This window comes from Phyllobacterium sp. 1468 (assembly GCF_031455525.1).
Lineage (GTDB): Bacteria > Pseudomonadota > Alphaproteobacteria > Rhizobiales > Rhizobiaceae > Phyllobacterium.
In genome coordinates, this window is record NZ_JAVDSX010000009.1 from 121,304 (window position 1) to 138,142 (window position 16,839).

The 16,839-nt window shown below is 54.1% G+C and carries 11 protein-coding genes and 5 pseudogenes; 11 read left to right on the forward strand and 5 right to left on the reverse strand.

The window, feature by feature from the left end:
* Window positions 1-106 precede the first annotated feature (106 nt).
* From J2X72_RS21010 to J2X72_RS21055, 10 genes and pseudogenes are all read left to right on the forward strand, one after another.
* Window positions 107-542, forward strand: a pseudogene (locus tag J2X72_RS21010) (DsrE family protein).
* A gap of 114 nt (window positions 543-656) precedes the next feature.
* Window positions 657-1,141, forward strand: a pseudogene (locus J2X72_RS25105) (SDR family NAD(P)-dependent oxidoreductase); the annotation flags it as partial.
* Window positions 1,142-1,187: 46 nt separating this feature from the next.
* A complete protein-coding gene (locus J2X72_RS21020) occupies window positions 1,188-1,433 on the forward strand; it encodes a type II toxin-antitoxin system VapB family antitoxin (protein ID WP_210003834.1) in 246 nt (81 codons plus the stop codon).
* Entirely contained in the window at window positions 1,433-1,870 is a 438-nt protein-coding gene (locus J2X72_RS21025) for a type II toxin-antitoxin system VapC family toxin (protein WP_210003956.1), read from the forward strand. The genes J2X72_RS21020 and J2X72_RS21025 overlap by 1 nt, the downstream gene beginning before the upstream one ends.
* 562 nt (window positions 1,871-2,432) lie before the next feature.
* Window positions 2,433-2,645, forward strand: a complete 213-nt coding sequence (locus J2X72_RS21030) for a hypothetical protein (RefSeq protein ID WP_310075138.1) — start codon at window positions 2,433-2,435, stop codon at window positions 2,643-2,645.
* A 966-nt stretch (window positions 2,646-3,611) separates the two neighbouring features.
* Window positions 3,612-3,740, forward strand: a complete 129-nt coding sequence (locus J2X72_RS21035; RefSeq protein WP_310075140.1) for a hypothetical protein — start codon at window positions 3,612-3,614, stop codon at window positions 3,738-3,740.
* Between the two features lie 371 nt (window positions 3,741-4,111).
* Window positions 4,112-5,172, forward strand: a pseudogene (locus J2X72_RS21040) (DMT family transporter).
* 775 nt (window positions 5,173-5,947) lie between these two features.
* Window positions 5,948-6,736, forward strand: a complete 789-nt coding sequence (locus tag J2X72_RS21045; RefSeq protein WP_310075142.1) for an FkbM family methyltransferase — start codon at window positions 5,948-5,950, stop codon at window positions 6,734-6,736.
* A gap of 343 nt (window positions 6,737-7,079) precedes the next feature.
* Window positions 7,080-7,739 carry a glutathione S-transferase family protein gene (locus J2X72_RS21050; protein WP_310075144.1) on the forward strand — a complete coding sequence of 220 codons (660 nt, stop codon included), beginning with the start codon at window positions 7,080-7,082 and terminating at the stop codon, window positions 7,737-7,739.
* 508 nt (window positions 7,740-8,247) lie between these two features.
* On the forward strand, window positions 8,248-9,306 hold the full coding sequence (locus J2X72_RS21055; protein WP_310075146.1) for an NAD-dependent epimerase/dehydratase family protein: 1,059 nt from the start codon (window positions 8,248-8,250) through the stop codon (window positions 9,304-9,306).
* A 181-nt stretch (window positions 9,307-9,487) separates the two neighbouring features.
* On the opposite strand, the gene J2X72_RS21060 is transcribed toward J2X72_RS21055, so the two are convergent.
* From J2X72_RS21060 to J2X72_RS21080, 5 genes and pseudogenes are all read right to left on the reverse strand, one after another.
* Complete coding sequence (locus J2X72_RS21060) at window positions 9,488-10,012, reverse strand: Holotricin-3 precursor (protein ID WP_210003839.1); 525 nt, start codon at window positions 10,010-10,012, stop codon at window positions 9,488-9,490.
* A 1,065-nt stretch (window positions 10,013-11,077) separates the two neighbouring features.
* Entirely contained in the window at window positions 11,078-11,995 is a 918-nt protein-coding gene (locus tag J2X72_RS21065) for a hypothetical protein (RefSeq protein ID WP_210003840.1), read from the reverse strand.
* Window positions 11,996-12,228: 233 nt separating this feature from the next.
* Window positions 12,229-12,659, reverse strand: a pseudogene (locus tag J2X72_RS21070) (SDR family NAD(P)-dependent oxidoreductase); the annotation flags it as partial.
* Window positions 12,660-12,734: 75 nt separating this feature from the next.
* Entirely contained in the window at window positions 12,735-12,998 is a 264-nt protein-coding gene (locus J2X72_RS21075) for a hypothetical protein (protein WP_310075149.1), read from the reverse strand.
* 351 nt (window positions 12,999-13,349) lie between these two features.
* Window positions 13,350-14,518: pseudogene (locus J2X72_RS21080) on the reverse strand (zinc-dependent alcohol dehydrogenase).
* Between the two features lie 400 nt (window positions 14,519-14,918).
* On the opposite strand from J2X72_RS21080, the gene J2X72_RS21085 reads away from it, so the two are divergent.
* Window positions 14,919-16,004, forward strand: a complete 1,086-nt coding sequence (locus J2X72_RS21085; protein ID WP_210003843.1) for a putative zinc-binding metallopeptidase — start codon at window positions 14,919-14,921, stop codon at window positions 16,002-16,004.
* The last annotated feature ends 835 nt before the right edge of the window (window positions 16,005-16,839 follow it).

Genomic DNA, 16,839 nt, shown 5'->3' on the forward strand with positions numbered 1-16,839 from the left:
TTACTGGCGCACACCTCCCCCGAGACTCCCACGCGCCATCGGGACGCCCCTCGGGGCGTCCCGGCACCGATCCGCCGACATAATCAAATCCAGATAGGAGACGACGATGTCCGAATCCAAGAGTGCTCTGTTCATCGATATTCCGGTCGAACTGCAACAGGTCAAATCGGTGCACAGCATCGGTTCCCTTCAGTTCGAAGGCGACCTTCCGCCGCCCTGTTTCATCTACAGCTGATCACCAGGGACATCGCGAACTGGAAAGCGGAATCCGATGTGATCGTGGTCTTTCACACCAATGCAGGTCACGTCACTCTGGACGACGCGGCCTACAACGCCTCGCGTAATATCGCCACTGACAATTCCTACAAGAAGCTTGTCGCCGACCTCATCGACCTCGGCGTCAAGGTCGAACTCTGCGGGGCGACAGCGAAGGTTAACGGCTGGGGAACGCCGATCTTCTGCCCCACATCAAGATTAATCTGGATGCCATGGCTCGTACGATACAGCTCGTTCAGCATGGTTTCGTCAAGATCACGGAGTGACCTCGATCCGGTCACGACTATAGGGCCAAGGAGGCCGTCATGCTTCAATTGCCATTCGGATTCCATTCTACTGCTTCCGATGTTCTGAAAGGCGTTGACCTGCGCGGGAAGACGATGATCGTGACCGGTGGCGCAAGCGGCATCGGTATCGAGACATCTTCGGCGCTCGCCGCCGCAGGGGCGTCCGTCGTCATCGCCGCCCGCCGAACGCAAGCTGCCGAAGAAGTCGCAGCAGACCTTCGCATGAGGAGTGTCAATCCCAGCATTCAGGTCAGGCAACTCGATCTGGCGGACGTCCACTCCGTAAGCCGTTTCGTAGACGAATGGGAAGGCCCGATCCACGCGCTCGTCAACAATGCAGGGCATCATGGCGTTGCCGTACCTGCGACGCTCTTCCCAAGGATGGGAGATGCAGTTCGCGACCAACTTCCTGGGGCATTTTGCCTTGACCTTCGGCCTCCCCCGATTCCTCGCCATAGCCAACGGCGCGCGCGTCGTGTCCGTGAGTTCGAGCGGAAGCCTTTTCGGCCCGGTGTTCTGGGACGATCCCGCACTTCCACTTCATCCCCCGCCATCGCCTTGCTAAAGTCGCATATTCAATTTAAGATATTCGCATATTCGAAATACACCCGCGGAGAACGAAAAATGTCTCTCTACATTCGCGATAATGAAGTGGATGCTCTGGCAGTAAAGGTTCAGCGGCTAACAAAGGCCCCAAACAAAACCGAGGCCGTTAGACGCGCCTTGCAGAACGAACTGGCTCGCGCCCAAGAGGCTGTACCACTAAAAGACCGCATCAAAATGATCCAGGACGATGTTAAGGCGAGGATGGGACCGAACAAGCCCGACTTCGACATGAAAAAATACACCGATGAAATGTGGGGCGTTTAATGTTCTTAGACGCCTCCGCAATTGTAGCGATTTGCGCGGATGAGGAAGATGCAGGTTATCTCATTGCAAAAATCGAGATGGCAAAAAAGCCCATCTACTTTTCCTCCCTTTCCATGTTTGAAGCGGTCGTAAGTCTCGCTCGAATTGTTTCAATCTCGATTCATGGCGACCAAGAGCCAACGTCGCCGTCCATGATTGATCAGGCGCAGCAGGATGTTGAACGATTTTTGGAAACGATCGGTGCCAAGGAAATGTCAGTAAACGGAACCATGTATCGCAGCGCAATTCTGGCCGCACGGACATTTGGCCGCTTCGTCGCCCACCCCGCTCGGCTGAATTTTGGCGATTGCTTTTCCTATGCCTGTGCGAAGGATTATCGGCTACCATTGCTCTTCAAGGGCAACGACTTTTCACATACCGACGTCGAGGCGGCGTAAGGACAGGGGCGACAGTTCCCTCGCCGCCGTCCCAAACCCTTCCGCCTCTACCTGTCTTGGAAAACGCATGCTATCGGACATATTGGTCTGGCCTGGCGGATGCTCAATGATCGTAGCGAGGCGGAAGACGTGGCGCAGGAATCTGCGCTAACAGATCGCTGTGATGACCACCTCCGACATTCGCGTGCGCGCCAATCGGTGCTGTGGCAGTCTTTGCACCGGAATTTAAGGCTGATTTCACGGCCATGGCCGAACATCTCGGCAAGGCTGTCAGCGGTGAGGCTGCAGCCTTGTCATATTTCCTGCAGCGGGATCGCACCAGCATCCCATGCCATGTAGCCTGCCCCAATGTTTTCATTGTCCTCGTCATAAGAACAAAATGGGAACATAGGGTTAAGCCGTCAAGTGAGAGGACTGATTCTTTTTTGGAACATTCCCGCAACTACATAGTTCGGCTGACATCGAGAGCATCTCTCTCGAAGAGGCTCGCCGCAATCACCGCCCGCCCCTTGGGTAAGACCCCGCGGCGGGCCTCGCCTAAATGAGACTTATGGGAATGGAGATGGCATTTACCGACAATACATCGAAACAGGGTTACGCAGAGCGAGCGAAAGTTGCTGGCGGCGAAAAGTATGGAGTCGACTATCTTATGAAGACTCTGAACCTCGGTCGAGACGACGCCGCGCAGCTGATAGCCAAATACAACGGCAACCGGGAGAAAATTGAGGCGGAGGTGTACAAGCGCCGACCTCGCAAAACCTTCGCTCACCTTTAAGTTAGGGCCAAGCGGCTCGCTTCGACGCTGTTTCTATTCGACTGGCAAGCGCTCCTGGCAGCCACGGTTGCCGTTATAGCGTGTCTCTGGATTTGTTTTGCCTTCACCTCATAAGACCTGCCTTGCATGCATCATGGACCGCAGGGGCGTGATATCCGGAGTTGGCAAACGCTATGGATGGAATATTAGGACGCCACAGAAGCCGCTGCAGGATATCGGTAATCAGTATCGGTTCAAGAAACATCCATCTTTTTAAGCCACAGTTTCTCCACTAACGCGGATCCAAGGATCGCCAGCCGCCCCGCTAGTTGACATCGCGACGCTTCTCAAGTTCATATGTCAGCCAGCAACAAAATATGCCAACGATGGACGATGCGGCGCCCCCTAGCAAACAAGCAGTAAGCAGACTCTTTGAAGCGCTCGACCAACTTACAACGGCGAGCAGGACAACGCTCACCGTAGAGATCAAATAGCCCCCACCCCTTCGTCATTCAATCCTGCTGCCTTGCGTGGGGTTGGCGGTTTTTTTTGTGCGTTTTGCGGTAGCTGATGCGACGCTCACACACTGGCTGATTGATCCGCCGCATCGACCGGCCCCTGAACCGAGCTCAATCAATCGTGCGTTTCTCGCGCGCCTGCTCATAGCTCTCGTGAACGGATCGGGAACTTCACCCTGAGCCAAACTGACCGGCCGGGCTAACGTTTGGACTTACCGGGAGCTTTAGCGGTCTTTTTCATCTCCTTCGCATCCTACCTGAATGTCGCATCGGTGTCTTTCTTGACGGATAAGACGCGCGGATTTGCTCTGGACACTCCCTCGTTGTCGCCAACATCCTGCGTCTTCGCGAATTTGCCTGCATCGCTTTCTGGTGGCCTGCGAGTGGTTTTGGCCATTGTGATCTTTTTTGACCAAGGAACCATCTAGCGAGGCTAGGGTTCCGCAGGATCAATAGAGGGAGAAAGATGATGACACGGACCGCTTACGATCTTCTTTCTATAACGCTCCCGATTCTGGTCTTGGCGCTGATCGCCTCGATACCCCGCAACGAGCCCCCGACTATCGATCGCTTGTCACTCGGCGCACTGGCCCAATAATTTGGTAACAATCGCCGACCAACTATTGGCGCTTGGTGGGCAAAAGGGCAAGCAGGAAGCCCGCTGATGAGCTAGAGCGTGCTTGGCCGACGGACAAGTCCTTCCAGTGGAATAGGAGCAATCCTCGGCGCCAGGCGTCGCAAATTGGCTCCAATTGAAAATGTTGCAAACTTCAATAAACTGCGCGCATGGCTCACTCCTAAAAAATATGGCGGTTCATTGTTTTGGCTGTCGCGGTGGCCGCAAACCCACTGATAGCTCTTTACCTTGCCTCTATTGGCAATTGGGGCGCGGCAGCTCTGTTTGCGGTTTTGGGTGTCGGGGGCATAGTGGTGGCCCACAATACGATGAAAGACAGGCCGTAAGCGTTTATGATCAACAAGCATCAACACCTTTGGCCCGGCGTCCCGCTCGCTCTCGGTTCAGCTGTTCTCTTCGGGGCCTCAGCGCAACTCTCCAAATTGCTTTTGGGCGCCATCGATCCCTGGTTACTGGCTGGCATTCTATATGCTGGAGCCGGAATTGGACTTGCCCTTGTCAGTTCGACAGCCGTCTTATCGGGCTGCCGAGCGTGGAGGCTGCACTTCGAAAGGCCGATATTCCCTGGTTGGTCTTGGTTGTCCTGTTTGGTGGGTTACTCGGCCCGCTTTTGTTAATGCTGGGTCTTTCTCGAACCTCCGCATCCTCGGGATCGCTCCTTCTCAATCTTGAAGGATTGGCGACCATGGGTATTGCCTGGCTTGTCTTGCGCGAGAACGTTGATCGGCGGCTGGTGCTTGGCGCTCTGGCCATCCTTACCGGGGCGGTCGTACTGTCATGGAACAGCAAGATGCTTCACCTCGACACCGGTGGGCTGCTCATTGCGGCGGCGTGCCTGTCATGGGGGATCGACAACAATCTTACCCGCAAATTGTCTTCTGCCGACCCGGTTCAGATCGCGATGATCAAGGGGCTTACCGCCGGTACGACCAACCTTGCGCTGGCGATCATGTTTGGCGCTTCATTGCCGAGTGCTAGTCTCGTTTTGGCAGGTTTATTGGTTGGCTTCGTTGGAGTCGGGGTAAGCCTGGTGATGTTCATGCTCGGGCTTCGCCATCTGGGAACAGCCCGAACAGGAGCCTACTTCTCGCTGGCTCCGTTCATCGGTGCAATCCTCGCCGTCGTATTTTTGGGCGAAGCCGTTACGGTACAACTTGTTGCAGCAGGCCTCCTCATGGCAATTGGCCTGTGGTTACATCTGGCGGAGCGCCACCATCACGAACACCTCCACCTACGGTTGGAACATGAGCACTCGCATGTCCACGACCCACATCACGAGCATGTCCATGATGGGCCCGTCACCGAGGCCCATTCTCACTGGCACCGACACAAGCCACTAAGGCACACGCACGCCCATTACCCTGATCTGCACCATCGCCATTCGCATGAATAAGCCACCGCAACGGTGGCGCATGAGCCGGACAGAGCCGGTGAACACACCTTTCGCAGGGAAAAATCCGGCGATTGTCCTGCCACGGTGTAAACAGCACAACGCTTACGGGATAGCGCGAACCTTTTGATGGAGGCTCGTCGTTGCAATCCTGACTTTTGTGCGCGGGCGGCGCGGGCCTCGCCACTCCTAAAAACCCCGGGGTCACTGTAATGCTTGCCGAATTTCATTCATCGAGACTTAATGAGTATGGCCCGTGCCCACTGGACGGAGGCTCGGCGGAATTACGCCTAGCGGGATATCGGCCCGTCGGCCTCATTCAGTCCGGCCGGTCCACCACGCAATTACCTGAAAGAAGGGAGATGCTTCGGATCAAACACGGAGTTCGTACAACGTTCGGCGACATCTTATCGGATGAACCGCTGCCCCGTGTCTATGACAACCGCGAGGAATGCATAGCTGCCATGGAGGCTTTTGTTCCTAAGACAAGCTTTCTACTCGGGGCACGTTGATGATCGTCCCTGTCCCGGCAGCCCTGACCGGCAGGGCGATGTTCTAGCGTGTTCCGGCTCTCCAATCGGGCTATCTGCTCCAGGCTGTCCAGAACAGGTATGTTCAAATCACGCTGAAGTTGAGATGGAAATCCGGTGAGACAGGTAAGCACGACTTTAGCCCGTCCGTTAGGCCGTTATAATACTCGATACCTCTTTTTGGCAGATAGACGCCCCTCAATGCCACATTGTACTCTGCCCTAGAGGATACTTCGGAGGAGGTAGCCATGCCAGGACGGACTGTCTGGCACCGGACCCGAGATTTGGGTCGTCTTTTCTATGAATTCGGCCCCGGGATGCAACCACTAAGGTTCCTCTGGAACCTCGGCAACGGCGCGTCCCCTGAAAGAACAATTTTGTTCAGGGTGCGTTCACTTGGACACCAACCAATATCTGTCAGGCCCGGCACCAGCGATCTGGTAGTGCTTTATGAGACTTTTGGGGCGTCATATGATGCACCCCCCCCAATCCTTTCAAGAGAAAAAGCGACTCGCATTTGGGACCTTGGCGCAAACATTGGTTTGACCGTGGCGCTGTACGCTGCTGCCTTTCCACTAGCGAGAATAAGTGCCGTGGAACTCGATGCGGCTAATGCCGATCTCGCACGCATCAATACCATCACATTTGGCTCGCGCTGCGAAATCATTACAGGAGCTGTATGGTTCGAGGATGCAGAAATCGATTATATCATTGAAACTGGCATGGAGCACGGCGCGCATGTCACCGAAGCTACTAATTCCACGACACGGAAGTCGCCCGCTTGGTCACTCAATACTCTTTTCAAGAATGACGATCTGATCGACTTTGTGAAAATGGATATCGAGGGAGCGGAAGCGTTAGTACTCACGCGAAATACGGAATGGTCCACCAAGGTTGCCTGTCTCAAGGTTGAATGTCACTCGCCCTATACCGTTACGCAGGCGGTAGCCGACCTGGAGCCGCTGGGATATGAAGTTGATCAAGAGTCGACACATTGGGCGTCAGTCGTTGCAATCAAACCATTTCTCAAGAACTAGGCAGAGAAAGAAGGCCGGAGGCGACGCAAGCACTCACAATTGGGGGGTGATAATGTTAGTGCGTTTTCGGCTGCCCCGGCCTAGTTCCTAAAACGGCAACTCCGGTCAGTTACCACCATCACAGCAAACATCTTACACCCGGTACGGGCTGCGCCTCCAATCAATCTTTCTTGCGAGCTGGAGGGAGGACAAGTGGGAGCGGTTTTTTTGTTTTTTCTTAGTATGCGCGGTGGCTGTCTGCATCATTCCGCGAGTCTGGCGCTGGTCCGGCGAAGGTCCAGGAGCTAGTGTATGCTTCCGAGCATAATCTGCCACCGAAATCGCACGCTAGTGACTCTGCGAATTGGACGAAGTCACCAATTTCCCTCATGGTGGATTCCGAGGGTTGATGGGATCGATCCATGCTGGCAATCTATGGTATCTATCAATCGCGTGCGACGCAATTATTGGATGGTTAGACAACTCGGCATCGAGTTCAACGCCGTTCCCGTGGTCCGGGCAAGAATGCTCGACGATCCACGCGCCTCTGACGCAAAGTTCAACAGCGTCTCCAGAGTTTCTTCGGGTCAATCCGAATGGCCAAATTCCGGCTATAGATGCCGACGGACTGGTATTGTGGGAATCTATCGCAATTAATCTTTGCCTGGCGCGGAAGCATAGCGGATCGATCAGTGCTCAAAGCGTGCAGGAAGAAGGATTGATTGAGGTGTGGTCGTTTTGGGCAGTCAATGAAGCCGAACCGCACGCAATCAAAATCGTCTACGTTCACGATGCCGGCCAACACGATACGCTTTCGGGACAAGAAACGCTTGCCTTGGCGTCAAGTATGCTAAAGCGCCCTTTCCATATCCTCGACCAGCATCTGTCCGATCAAAATTATCTCGTCGGGAACCGCTTCACGGTCGCCGATCTCAATGTCGCTGAAATACTGCGCTATGCCATTATAGAAGAGGTATTGACCCAACCCAACCGAAATGTTGTGGCATGGTACGGGCGTTGTTAAGAGCACTCAGCCTTTAAGGACATGTGGAGCGCCCGGGCGCAGCCAGGCTGATCCCAAGTCCTGTTCGAATTGAGCTTTTGTCCTTTTGGATGTGCTGCATTTGCGTGGAATCCAGCGCGAGTGTGCGGCCTTGGCGCATGATCCATCGCCTTACAACCATCGGCCCAACATGGCGTTTAAAGAACAGTTCCTCTTGATTCTCCGCTCCACCGGGAGTGCTTCCTCAAGGCATTTGATGGCGAGTGGATCGCGCCGGCAACTATAAGAACGTGGCGTTCAGAGAATATTCGCGTGAGAGTGGGCGGAGATGTCTCCTAAGCTTGCTAATCTGTGATTTGGGCAGTTTTATTTCTATCGGTAAGACTTTGGTCCGATCTCTCCTCCTCACATTAAGACTATCCTAATTTTGCCGCCATCAGCCCGTCGGCCCAAGGGCAGCCAGGGCCCTCAGCCCGGTCAGCCGACATTAGACTCGGTTGATCGGGCTTTTGCAAAGGAGGAAGCGTGTTTGCAACGACAAAATGGAGAAACGGTTCAGAGTAAGAGCTGTCCCATGTTAGGCTGTCCGACCGATGAGGAATTCGGAAGCATCGAGAGCCGGAAAAGCCAAAACGTAGTTCTCGTTACGGGAGCATCAGGGTTTATTGGTACTGAACTTGTCAAACAACTTGAGGCGGCAGGCAACCGGGTGATCTGCACGTCGCGAGAACCACCAGGTGGCGGCACCCCGTATGTCCGTCTGCCGTCTCCCGACGAGCCTTTAAGTGCCTTCGAGAGCATACTGGAGAACGTCCATCATGTCGTGCATCTGGCCGCCATCCATCACGCCAAGCGAGCAGTATCGGCCGAAGAATATTATGCCGCCAATTGTCTCCTGACAGGTAAACTGGCCGCGGCTGCGCATAAAAAAATTACCGGAAAATTCGTCTTCACATCATCGATCCGCGCGCAGTGTGGCAGCGTATTCGACGGTGTCTTGCGGGAAGGCGACCCGCCGCAACCAACAGATGACTACGGGCGGACAAAACTGGCCGCAGAGGCAGAAATTGCTGCAGCTATGCCCCGCCAAAATTATACGATCCTGCGGCCGGTTCTGGTCTACGGCCCGAACGCCACCGGCAACCTTGCCAAGCTCATGAAGCTTGCTGCATGGCCCATTCCCCTGCCGTTGAAGTCGCTGCCGGGCAAAAGATCCCTTCTTGACCTCGGCGCACTTTGCGTGGCGATCTTCCATAGTTTGGAAGAGTCGAAAACGGACGGGGAGGTTTTCATTGTTTCGGACAACGTACCTTTGACCATAGGCGAAATGGTCGCGGCCATGCGCCGCGGGATGGGACACCCTCCACGGTTGTTTTCCGTCCCGGAAGCGTTTTTGAACACCGCCGCGAAAATGTCCGGTCAAACCGATCGCAAGCAAAGACTGTACCAAAACCTTGTGGCAAGCTCAGCCAAACTTCAGTCCACCGGATGGAAGGCCATTGATGATACAACGCGACGGATAGAAGACCTGTCTACTACGATAACTTCAGCACACATGACGGCGTTTTTGCTGCAAAACACACGTTGATAGAGTTGCTGCGAACTTTGCTCATAGCTAGACCCCGAAAAATGTGAGGAGGATGGGGAGAGATTGCGGCTAGCTGAGAATGAATATGATCGGTGCCAGGACAAAAGACTAGTCCATGCACCTATGCAATCCATCACCATCCATAAGCGATGCAGCAAGTTCTGCGATCAACCCGGAATCCTTACTGCCGAGCATCCAGTAGGTCGTCGATACGATCGATCTGATCGGCGGTTAGGGTGCGGCCAAAGGCCGTTTCAAGCTGCTCGACAGCGTCTTCGAGCGCCTGTTCACGCAGTGCAGGATCAGTCAGCGCCATCGCTTCATCGCGGCTGCGCTCATAGGTCGCTATTTTGCCCACGGCAGAGTTCGGCGCTGCTCGTTCCCTAGCCCGAGCCGACGCATGGGCCGCATTTAATGCACCAAGGCTGTCATCGTTATTGTCGTCACTGTCCACAGTAGCCTTGTCAACTTTTGATTTGTCATGGGCATTGGCGGAGCTTCCATGGTTGGATGACTTGCCGTGATTTCCACCGCTATTACCGGCTCCGCCACCCTTGCCATTCCCTTCGCCGCCACCCTTCCCATTGCCGCCGTCTTTTGCCCAGGACGCACCTATGGAGCCAGAATAATCAATCGGGAATGCTATACCTGCAACGAACAGCCCCAAACAGGCTGCTGTGACGAGACCTTTTTTAATCTTAACCATTTCAATTTCCTTCCACCCTAGGTTGATGCAACACCTTATAATTGTTGAGCTAGCGAGTAATCGGACCAAAGACCTAATAGGGAAAGGCAGAGGTACTAGTTGACATTTGCAAGTTGAAGAAAGATGCAGAAACGGAACCCGACAGTTAATTCAAGCAACTTACTGCCAAATTGTTGTTGGAATGCCTAGAGTTTGAGGAGCGCAGCGACAAATGAGCGACGAACCAATTCGACTGCCCCCGCGAATTTCTTATCCTTTTCACATGGAGAAAGCTCCAGCCGGATTGTTTGAGCATTACGGCATGCATCCGGGCTGCAAGGCGTGGAGATCGGTCGGGTTCGAGAAGCGCTACGGACAGGAATGGTACTGCGTGAGCATAAGGGTGACGCGGTGCACTAGCCTATTTATCCGGCTCTTTGCTTTTATCCAAACGCTTGAGCCGATCATCAAACCGTTTGTCGGTCGGGATCGTTGCTTGCATCACAACTGGCATCATCAATGTTGTTTTCATCGGATCTCCAAATGACTGGGTTCTTGCAGACGCGGGCACTGCCCGGGTATGGCAAGGCCGCCACGGACACGGAAAAGACGGGGGCGGTTCGAATTCCAATTGGGTCTGCATCGTTTGGCGACAACTTCGCTTGGATTGCAATTCCTGAAAAAGTTGTCTGATGCTGCGGCAGAATCGACCACCAAAAAACATTCACTGACGGAGGAATGTCGCCGATTGCGCCACAGTCGGGGCCGGTTTTGGCCGGGCTAACTGCCCTTTACCTTGCCCGGTTTCGCCGCGACGCCCTCGTTATTGATGGTGGTCAAAGCCTAGCGTCGGAGATCCACAATTTTCTCGGGCTAGTTGGATCGTCCGGACAACAGTTTCTCCACAATTTGAGCCAGGCAGTTCGCCATGGTGCCGATATAATTTAGTGAGAACGGGCGCGTTGGGATGCAATTTTATCACAATGGCAGGCTTTCTCTCGCCAGGCTGCTGGAACCGATGTTTACGATCAGCGTTTCTTGTACATTGGTGCTTTTCGATGGCCCAGCGCCCTCAACGCAGTCTGTTCAGACGCTTTTTGATACGAGATCAATGCTGCAATTAGCCAGGCCATAGCGCCAACGATGATTCGTCTCCTCGACCCGACCTTGGTAGAAAAGCGTAAGTCGGCGGTCTTGAATTAAAACCGTGGAATGCCCGTTTTCTCCTGATCCCCCCGGGTCGAGCACTGGTCCAACCGAGACGTACGGCCCTTTGACGTCATCAGCGATAGCAAAAAAGACCCGTTGACGGCTGCCGCGCGGGCCTTGAGGAAGAAAGCAAGTGGCATTGAGAAGGATCCGCCCGTTCGGGAGTTCTACCAATTGTGCTCCTTCCAAACCCCACTCGTAGTTTGGGTCTTCGCGTGCATTGTGGTGAAGAAGTTCGCCATGGTCTAAGATCTTGCCAACCCGTTTCCATGGCCCGAACCAGGAATCGGACATGCTTCGTGCGAGATAAATGTCAGGCTGCGGAACCCGTGTGAACTTCGGCATACCGGAATAAACAATGTATCGCTTACCACACACGATCGCGGGATGGGGATCATAGATGCCGTCCTCATCACTATCTGGTACCGACAATAGTGCGGGTTTAAGCACTACCCAGTGAAAGCCGTCGTTTGATACAGCGTGCTCGCAACGCCCCCCGGATTTCATGAACTCCGTCTGTATGAACATGTGAAAAATGCCGCACTCATAAATGACGCCGGGCGCGGCCACACCCGAGCCGCTGACGGCAAGGTTGACCACCTCATGCTCCGTCCATGGCCCGTAAAGATCTAGCGCGGTCGCGTGAAGTATGCTCCATGTTTCGCTGGTCGAAGTGCCGCTCGAGCCGAATACGTGCCACAGCGTACCGTCGAAAACCGGACAGGGATCTTTGAGGTCATCCACACTATCCGGATGAAACAACGGAAAGACGTTGCTGTCGAACACAATCTTCATTGCATCGGCTCAATATTGGCTGCTCCCACTCCGGGCATATTACAGGCGAATTAGCTTTAAGCCATCGACTTAAATAGGAAAAGCAATTCGCCCTAAGTTTGGTGTTAACGCCGCCGGTCGTTCGTATTGCCGGTATTGATAACGAAGCGTCTCCATGGACACCTAGAACCTGTCGCTCAGAGAAACTCAGAACTGGTCCTCAACGGTAGTGTTAACATCAGCTGCTCATTGAGGTGAATGTTGACCCTGAATGCGAGCCCCACTCCTCGTCAGCGATATCCTCAATATTCTCGAAAGTCTTTTGATGGGCGGCAATGTTTACGAGAATGTCAATCCCATCAAGCTCACTTACGGAGCGGTCGATAGTCAGATGACAATGCTCGGAGGACTGGATATCACCCGCGACCAGCACCGCTTTTCGGCCAGCCTCTTCGGCGAGCCGTTTGGTCTCTCGGATATCCTCATCGCGATAAGCGATCAAGACATCTGCACACTCGCGAGCATACGCGATAACCACGGCGCGGCCGATCCCGCTGTCCCCGCCAGTGATGACCGCTTTCTTGCCTTCCAGCCGCCCGGATCCCTTATAGGTTTGCATATTGTTCGTAAGGCCTGGGATGGTTTGCCTCTGTGAAAGGAACGGTGGAGTCGGATAATCGGGCATAAGGTCACCTCATAAGATTACAAATCGCAGCCCTCTGGGTGCCGCCAGCGCCTGACCGACATCGCTGGTCGTCGGTCAGTCGTAGACGCCTTCATTCTTGATACGCCCGCTTGCCGCTTCGTAGGTGTCGTCGAATACGGCTGTAGTCGGATCATAGATGGCTGACGCAGCCTCAGCGCCCTTGTCGAGAATGTCTTCTGCCTTATCGGAAATACTGTCTTTGACACTTTCCGCGGCTTCTCCCGCGACAGAATCCTCAACTTGTGTGGTTGGGATAGCCGCTCCAACGGCGAACGCGAGAGCGCCACCCACCAAAGGCTGGTCTCTGAAATGCGCCAAGATTGACTCGTTCAGCCTTGTCGTTTGATCTTGGAACACACGACCGGCGGAAGCAGACGTATTACTGAATTGACTGGCTTTATCAGCAACCTTTTTGGATAGATCGTGCGCCGTGTCACTTAATTGCTGCCACGTGTCGGAGACCTACCCGGATGCTTCATCAAGCATTGTGCCAGCTTCATCTGTCGATGAGCGCCACGGGCAAAGTTAAGTACGCAGAAGTAGTGCCCGCGAATTCTGTTCGTCTTGCTCGGCGTGTATCATCGAATGGATATGGGACTGGCTAATCCCGGACCAGCTCAAACTTTGCCTTAGTGATCCTCTGCGGCCGGGGTTTCCATCGCGACGCTTTCAGGGCCGAAGGACCACCTTGATCACACCATCTTCCTTGTCGCGGAATTTCTTGTACATATCGGGTGCATCATCAAGTGCAGCTGGATGCGTCACAACGAAACTCGGATCAATGTCGCCAGCCTCAATTCTCTCCAGTAACGGTCTTGTATATCTCTGCACGTGCGTTTGGCCCATTTTGAAGGTAAGTCCCTTGTTCATGGCGGCGCCCAAAGGAATTTTGTCTCCCATGCCCACATAAACACCGGGAATTGAGATTGTACCCGCCTTGCGGCAGCTCATGATTGCTTGCCGGATGACATGCACCCGGTCGGTGGCGAGATAGGCGGCTGCTTTGACCTTGTCGACAACAGCATCCACCGCGCCATGGCCCGAAGCCTCACAACCAACAGCGTCGATGCAGCTGTCCGGACCGCGATTGTTGGTCCTGGCCATCAGCTCGTCGTAGACCTCAGTCTGGGAAAAGTTAATTGTCTCCGCGCCCCCCGCTTCGGCCATTGCGAGCCTTTCTGTAACCTCGTCGATCGCAATAACACGCCCTGCCCCCATCATCAGAGCTGAGCGAATGGCGAACTGTCCAACTGGCCCACAACCCCAAATTGCGACGGTATCGCCGGGCTGAATTTGGGCATTTTCGGCCGCCATGTAGCCGGTCGGGAAGATGTCGGATAAAAACAAGGCCTGCTCGTCCGCCACGCTGTCAGGAAGTTTGATCGGACCGATATCCGCCATCGGAACGCGAAGATACTCAGCTTGTCCGCCGCTATACCCACCAAGCATGTGGCTAAATCCAAAAAGGCCGGCAGGTGAATGCCCCATGGCTTTGGTAGCCATCTCAGCGTTGGGATTGGTGCGATCGCAACAGGAAAACAAGCCCTGCTGACAGAACCAGCATTTTCCGCAGCTGATCGTGAAAGGAACGACAACGCGGTCGCCTATTTTGAGATTTGTCACGGCAGAGCCAAGCTCAATGACTTCGCCATGTTCTCATGGCCAAGAATATCGCCGTCCGCCATCGTGGGTTGATAGCCGTCAAGAAGATGGAGGTCAGACCCGCAGATGGCGCAACACGTTATCTTGATGATTGCGTCGCGGGGATGTTGAATCTTGGGATCTGGAACGGTGTCGATACGGACGTTGCCTTTTCCATGCCAGCATAGTGCGCGCATATTTTGCATTCCTCCATTGTTTTGCGAGCAACCTTCTCAAACAGAAGATGTTCCTGCGGTTCTGAGAATTGTTGTCCGCAGGAATTGATCTGAGTAAAATCGCCGGCCCGGACTCGGCCAGATTTCATCGTTCAAAGACGGGACCTGTTGACCGTGTCAACCGGGCACAACTGCAGAGCAGACAAGGGAGGTTTTTCCGCCTTCCGAGTTTGGTCAACGAATGGCAGGCGAGCGCTTATCCCCGTTTAGCCCGCCTTACTCACCTTCGGTTCGAATTCTGACGAACTTGGACGTGGCAAACGGCCAGGAGAACTGAGTGCATTCTTGCTTGGAACATTTCACTGATTTCTCAGTTCCAGCACTACCCCCCCCTCGACCCCTCTCCCGAAAAGCAGAAACAATGCGTCTTTTCACCTGCGACAATTGTCGGAACGTTGTCTTTTTCGACAATAGCCAGTGCGTTCAGTGCAAAGCCAGGTTGGCCTATGAACCTGTTACTATGACAATGCGCGCGATCAGTTCGGAGCCTGCGGGTTCGTGGCGATTTGTGCGGGGCGAAAGATTAGATGCATGCATGTGCGCAAACGCATCCTTTGACGTTTGCAATTGGTTAGTCGATCCCTCGGAAATCCCGGGTTTCTGCTTGTCTTGCCGTCATAATCGCCTGGTGCCATCCGTCAAAACATCAGAGGGCTTAAACCATTGGCGCAAAATCAGTCGAGCGCAGCGGCACCTCTTCTATTCCATTTTGCGCTGGAATCTTCCCCACCCCGATCGCACCGAGGATTCGACGGGCGGGCTGGTTTTCGATTTCCTCGAAGATCAACGTCTTCCCAGCGGCATGATAGTACCTGCGATGAGTGGCCACGACGAAGGTCTCATCACCATTCGTGCCGCCGAGGCCGATGATGCGACACGTGAAGAGGCGAAGCAGACCGTCCATGCCCGAACATTGCTTGGTCACCTTCGTCACGAAAGCGGGCATTTCATGTGGAACAAACTTGTCCGTGACGGCAATGACCTGGAGCGCTACCGCACAGTGTTTGGCGATGAGCGGGCAGATTATGAACAGGCACTCCAGCACTATTATGCCAATGGTCCCCTCTTGGGGTGGCAGGAAAGCTTCGTCTCGGCTTACGCAAGCTCCCATCCGTGGGAGGACTTTGCCGAGTGCTTTGCACACTATATTCATATTGTTGACAGCCTTGAGACCGCACGGGAATTTGGCATCGCAGCAAGACCTCCAGAACATCTGGCAATGGCAGCATCAATCAATTTCGATCCTTATCAAGCGGATAGCGCCGAACAGCTCGTGAGCACCTGGGTCCCACTTAGTATCGCAATCAATTCTATACAGCGCAGCATGGGTCAATCCGATTCGTATCCGTTCGTCTTGTCCTCGCCCGTTATTGTCAAACTCGAATACGTGCATCGCCTTGTTCAGAACTTCGGGAAGCAGCCCCAATTAAACAACCTCGTGCGTTGACATGGTGGAGTGAGGGGTCAACGACACCTTCCACCAAGATGAAAAACCCGAAGCCTGTCAACCATCGTTGCGGTGACGATTGCTGCCGACACTCCAAGAAGTATGCCCCAAAGGGGCAATAGATCGTGCCGTGTTCCCAACGCTTTGGTCTCCCTCACCCTTGACGACAAACTTGTCCATTTGAACCACCGCCCTTGAGGGGATAACCGTTCCAAGGCGCGGTGGTCGGTTTTTTTACCGCTGTAAAAACCCTGATAACCGAGCGTCGGTCGTGCCGGGAACGTTTTTCCGCATCGCTGGTTATGGGGTCCTTGAAACGCAAATGGAAAAGCCCAGGTATCCCTATCCGATGCCGCGGCCCTCGCTGATATTTCCCTTTGACCTAACAGGAAGGTCCCCGGCATGCGCATTACCCTTGACGACGGCACGTTCGAGAATTCCGGTACTCCCAATATTCTAATCTGTTTTTCCCATCTTCGCTGGAACTTCGTCTATCAGAGACCCCAGCATTTATTGAGCCGGGCTGCCAAGGGCGGCCCTGTTTATTTCATGGAAGAGCCTACTTTCGAAGACAATGTCACTCCTCACTTGGCAACCAAGCGGACCGCCGAAGGAGTGATTGTGGCCGTGCCGGTCCTCCCGACTGGCCTCGATGACGCACAGATCGTCCAATTCCAGCGACAGCTTCTCGACGATCTGTATGTCACCCTGCCTATCAGTCGTTTGACATTCTGGTACTACACCCCAATGGCGCTTGTCTTCAGTCGCCATATCGTCCCTGACCTGTGCGTTTACGATAACATGGACGAACTTTCGGCGTTTCGCGGCGCTTCAG

Coding starts and splice junctions, on each gene's coding strand:
- J2X72_RS21020 (WP_210003834.1), top strand. CDS start 1,188: ATGTCTCTCTACATTCGCGATAATGAAGTGGATGCTCTGGCAGTAAAG.
- J2X72_RS21025 (WP_210003956.1), top strand. CDS start 1,433: ATGTTCTTAGACGCCTCCGCAATTGTAGCGATTTGCGCGGATGAGGAA.
- J2X72_RS21030 (WP_310075138.1), top strand. CDS start 2,433: ATGGCATTTACCGACAATACATCGAAACAGGGTTACGCAGAGCGAGCG.
- J2X72_RS21035 (WP_310075140.1), top strand. CDS start 3,612: ATGACACGGACCGCTTACGATCTTCTTTCTATAACGCTCCCGATTCTG.
- J2X72_RS21045 (WP_310075142.1), top strand. CDS start 5,948: ATGCCAGGACGGACTGTCTGGCACCGGACCCGAGATTTGGGTCGTCTT.
- J2X72_RS21060 (WP_210003839.1), bottom strand. CDS start 10,012: ATGGTTAAGATTAAAAAAGGTCTCGTCACAGCAGCCTGTTTGGGGCTG.
- J2X72_RS21065 (WP_210003840.1), bottom strand. CDS start 11,995: ATGAAGATTGTGTTCGACAGCAACGTCTTTCCGTTGTTTCATCCGGAT.
- J2X72_RS21085 (WP_210003843.1), top strand. CDS start 14,919: ATGCGTCTTTTCACCTGCGACAATTGTCGGAACGTTGTCTTTTTCGAC.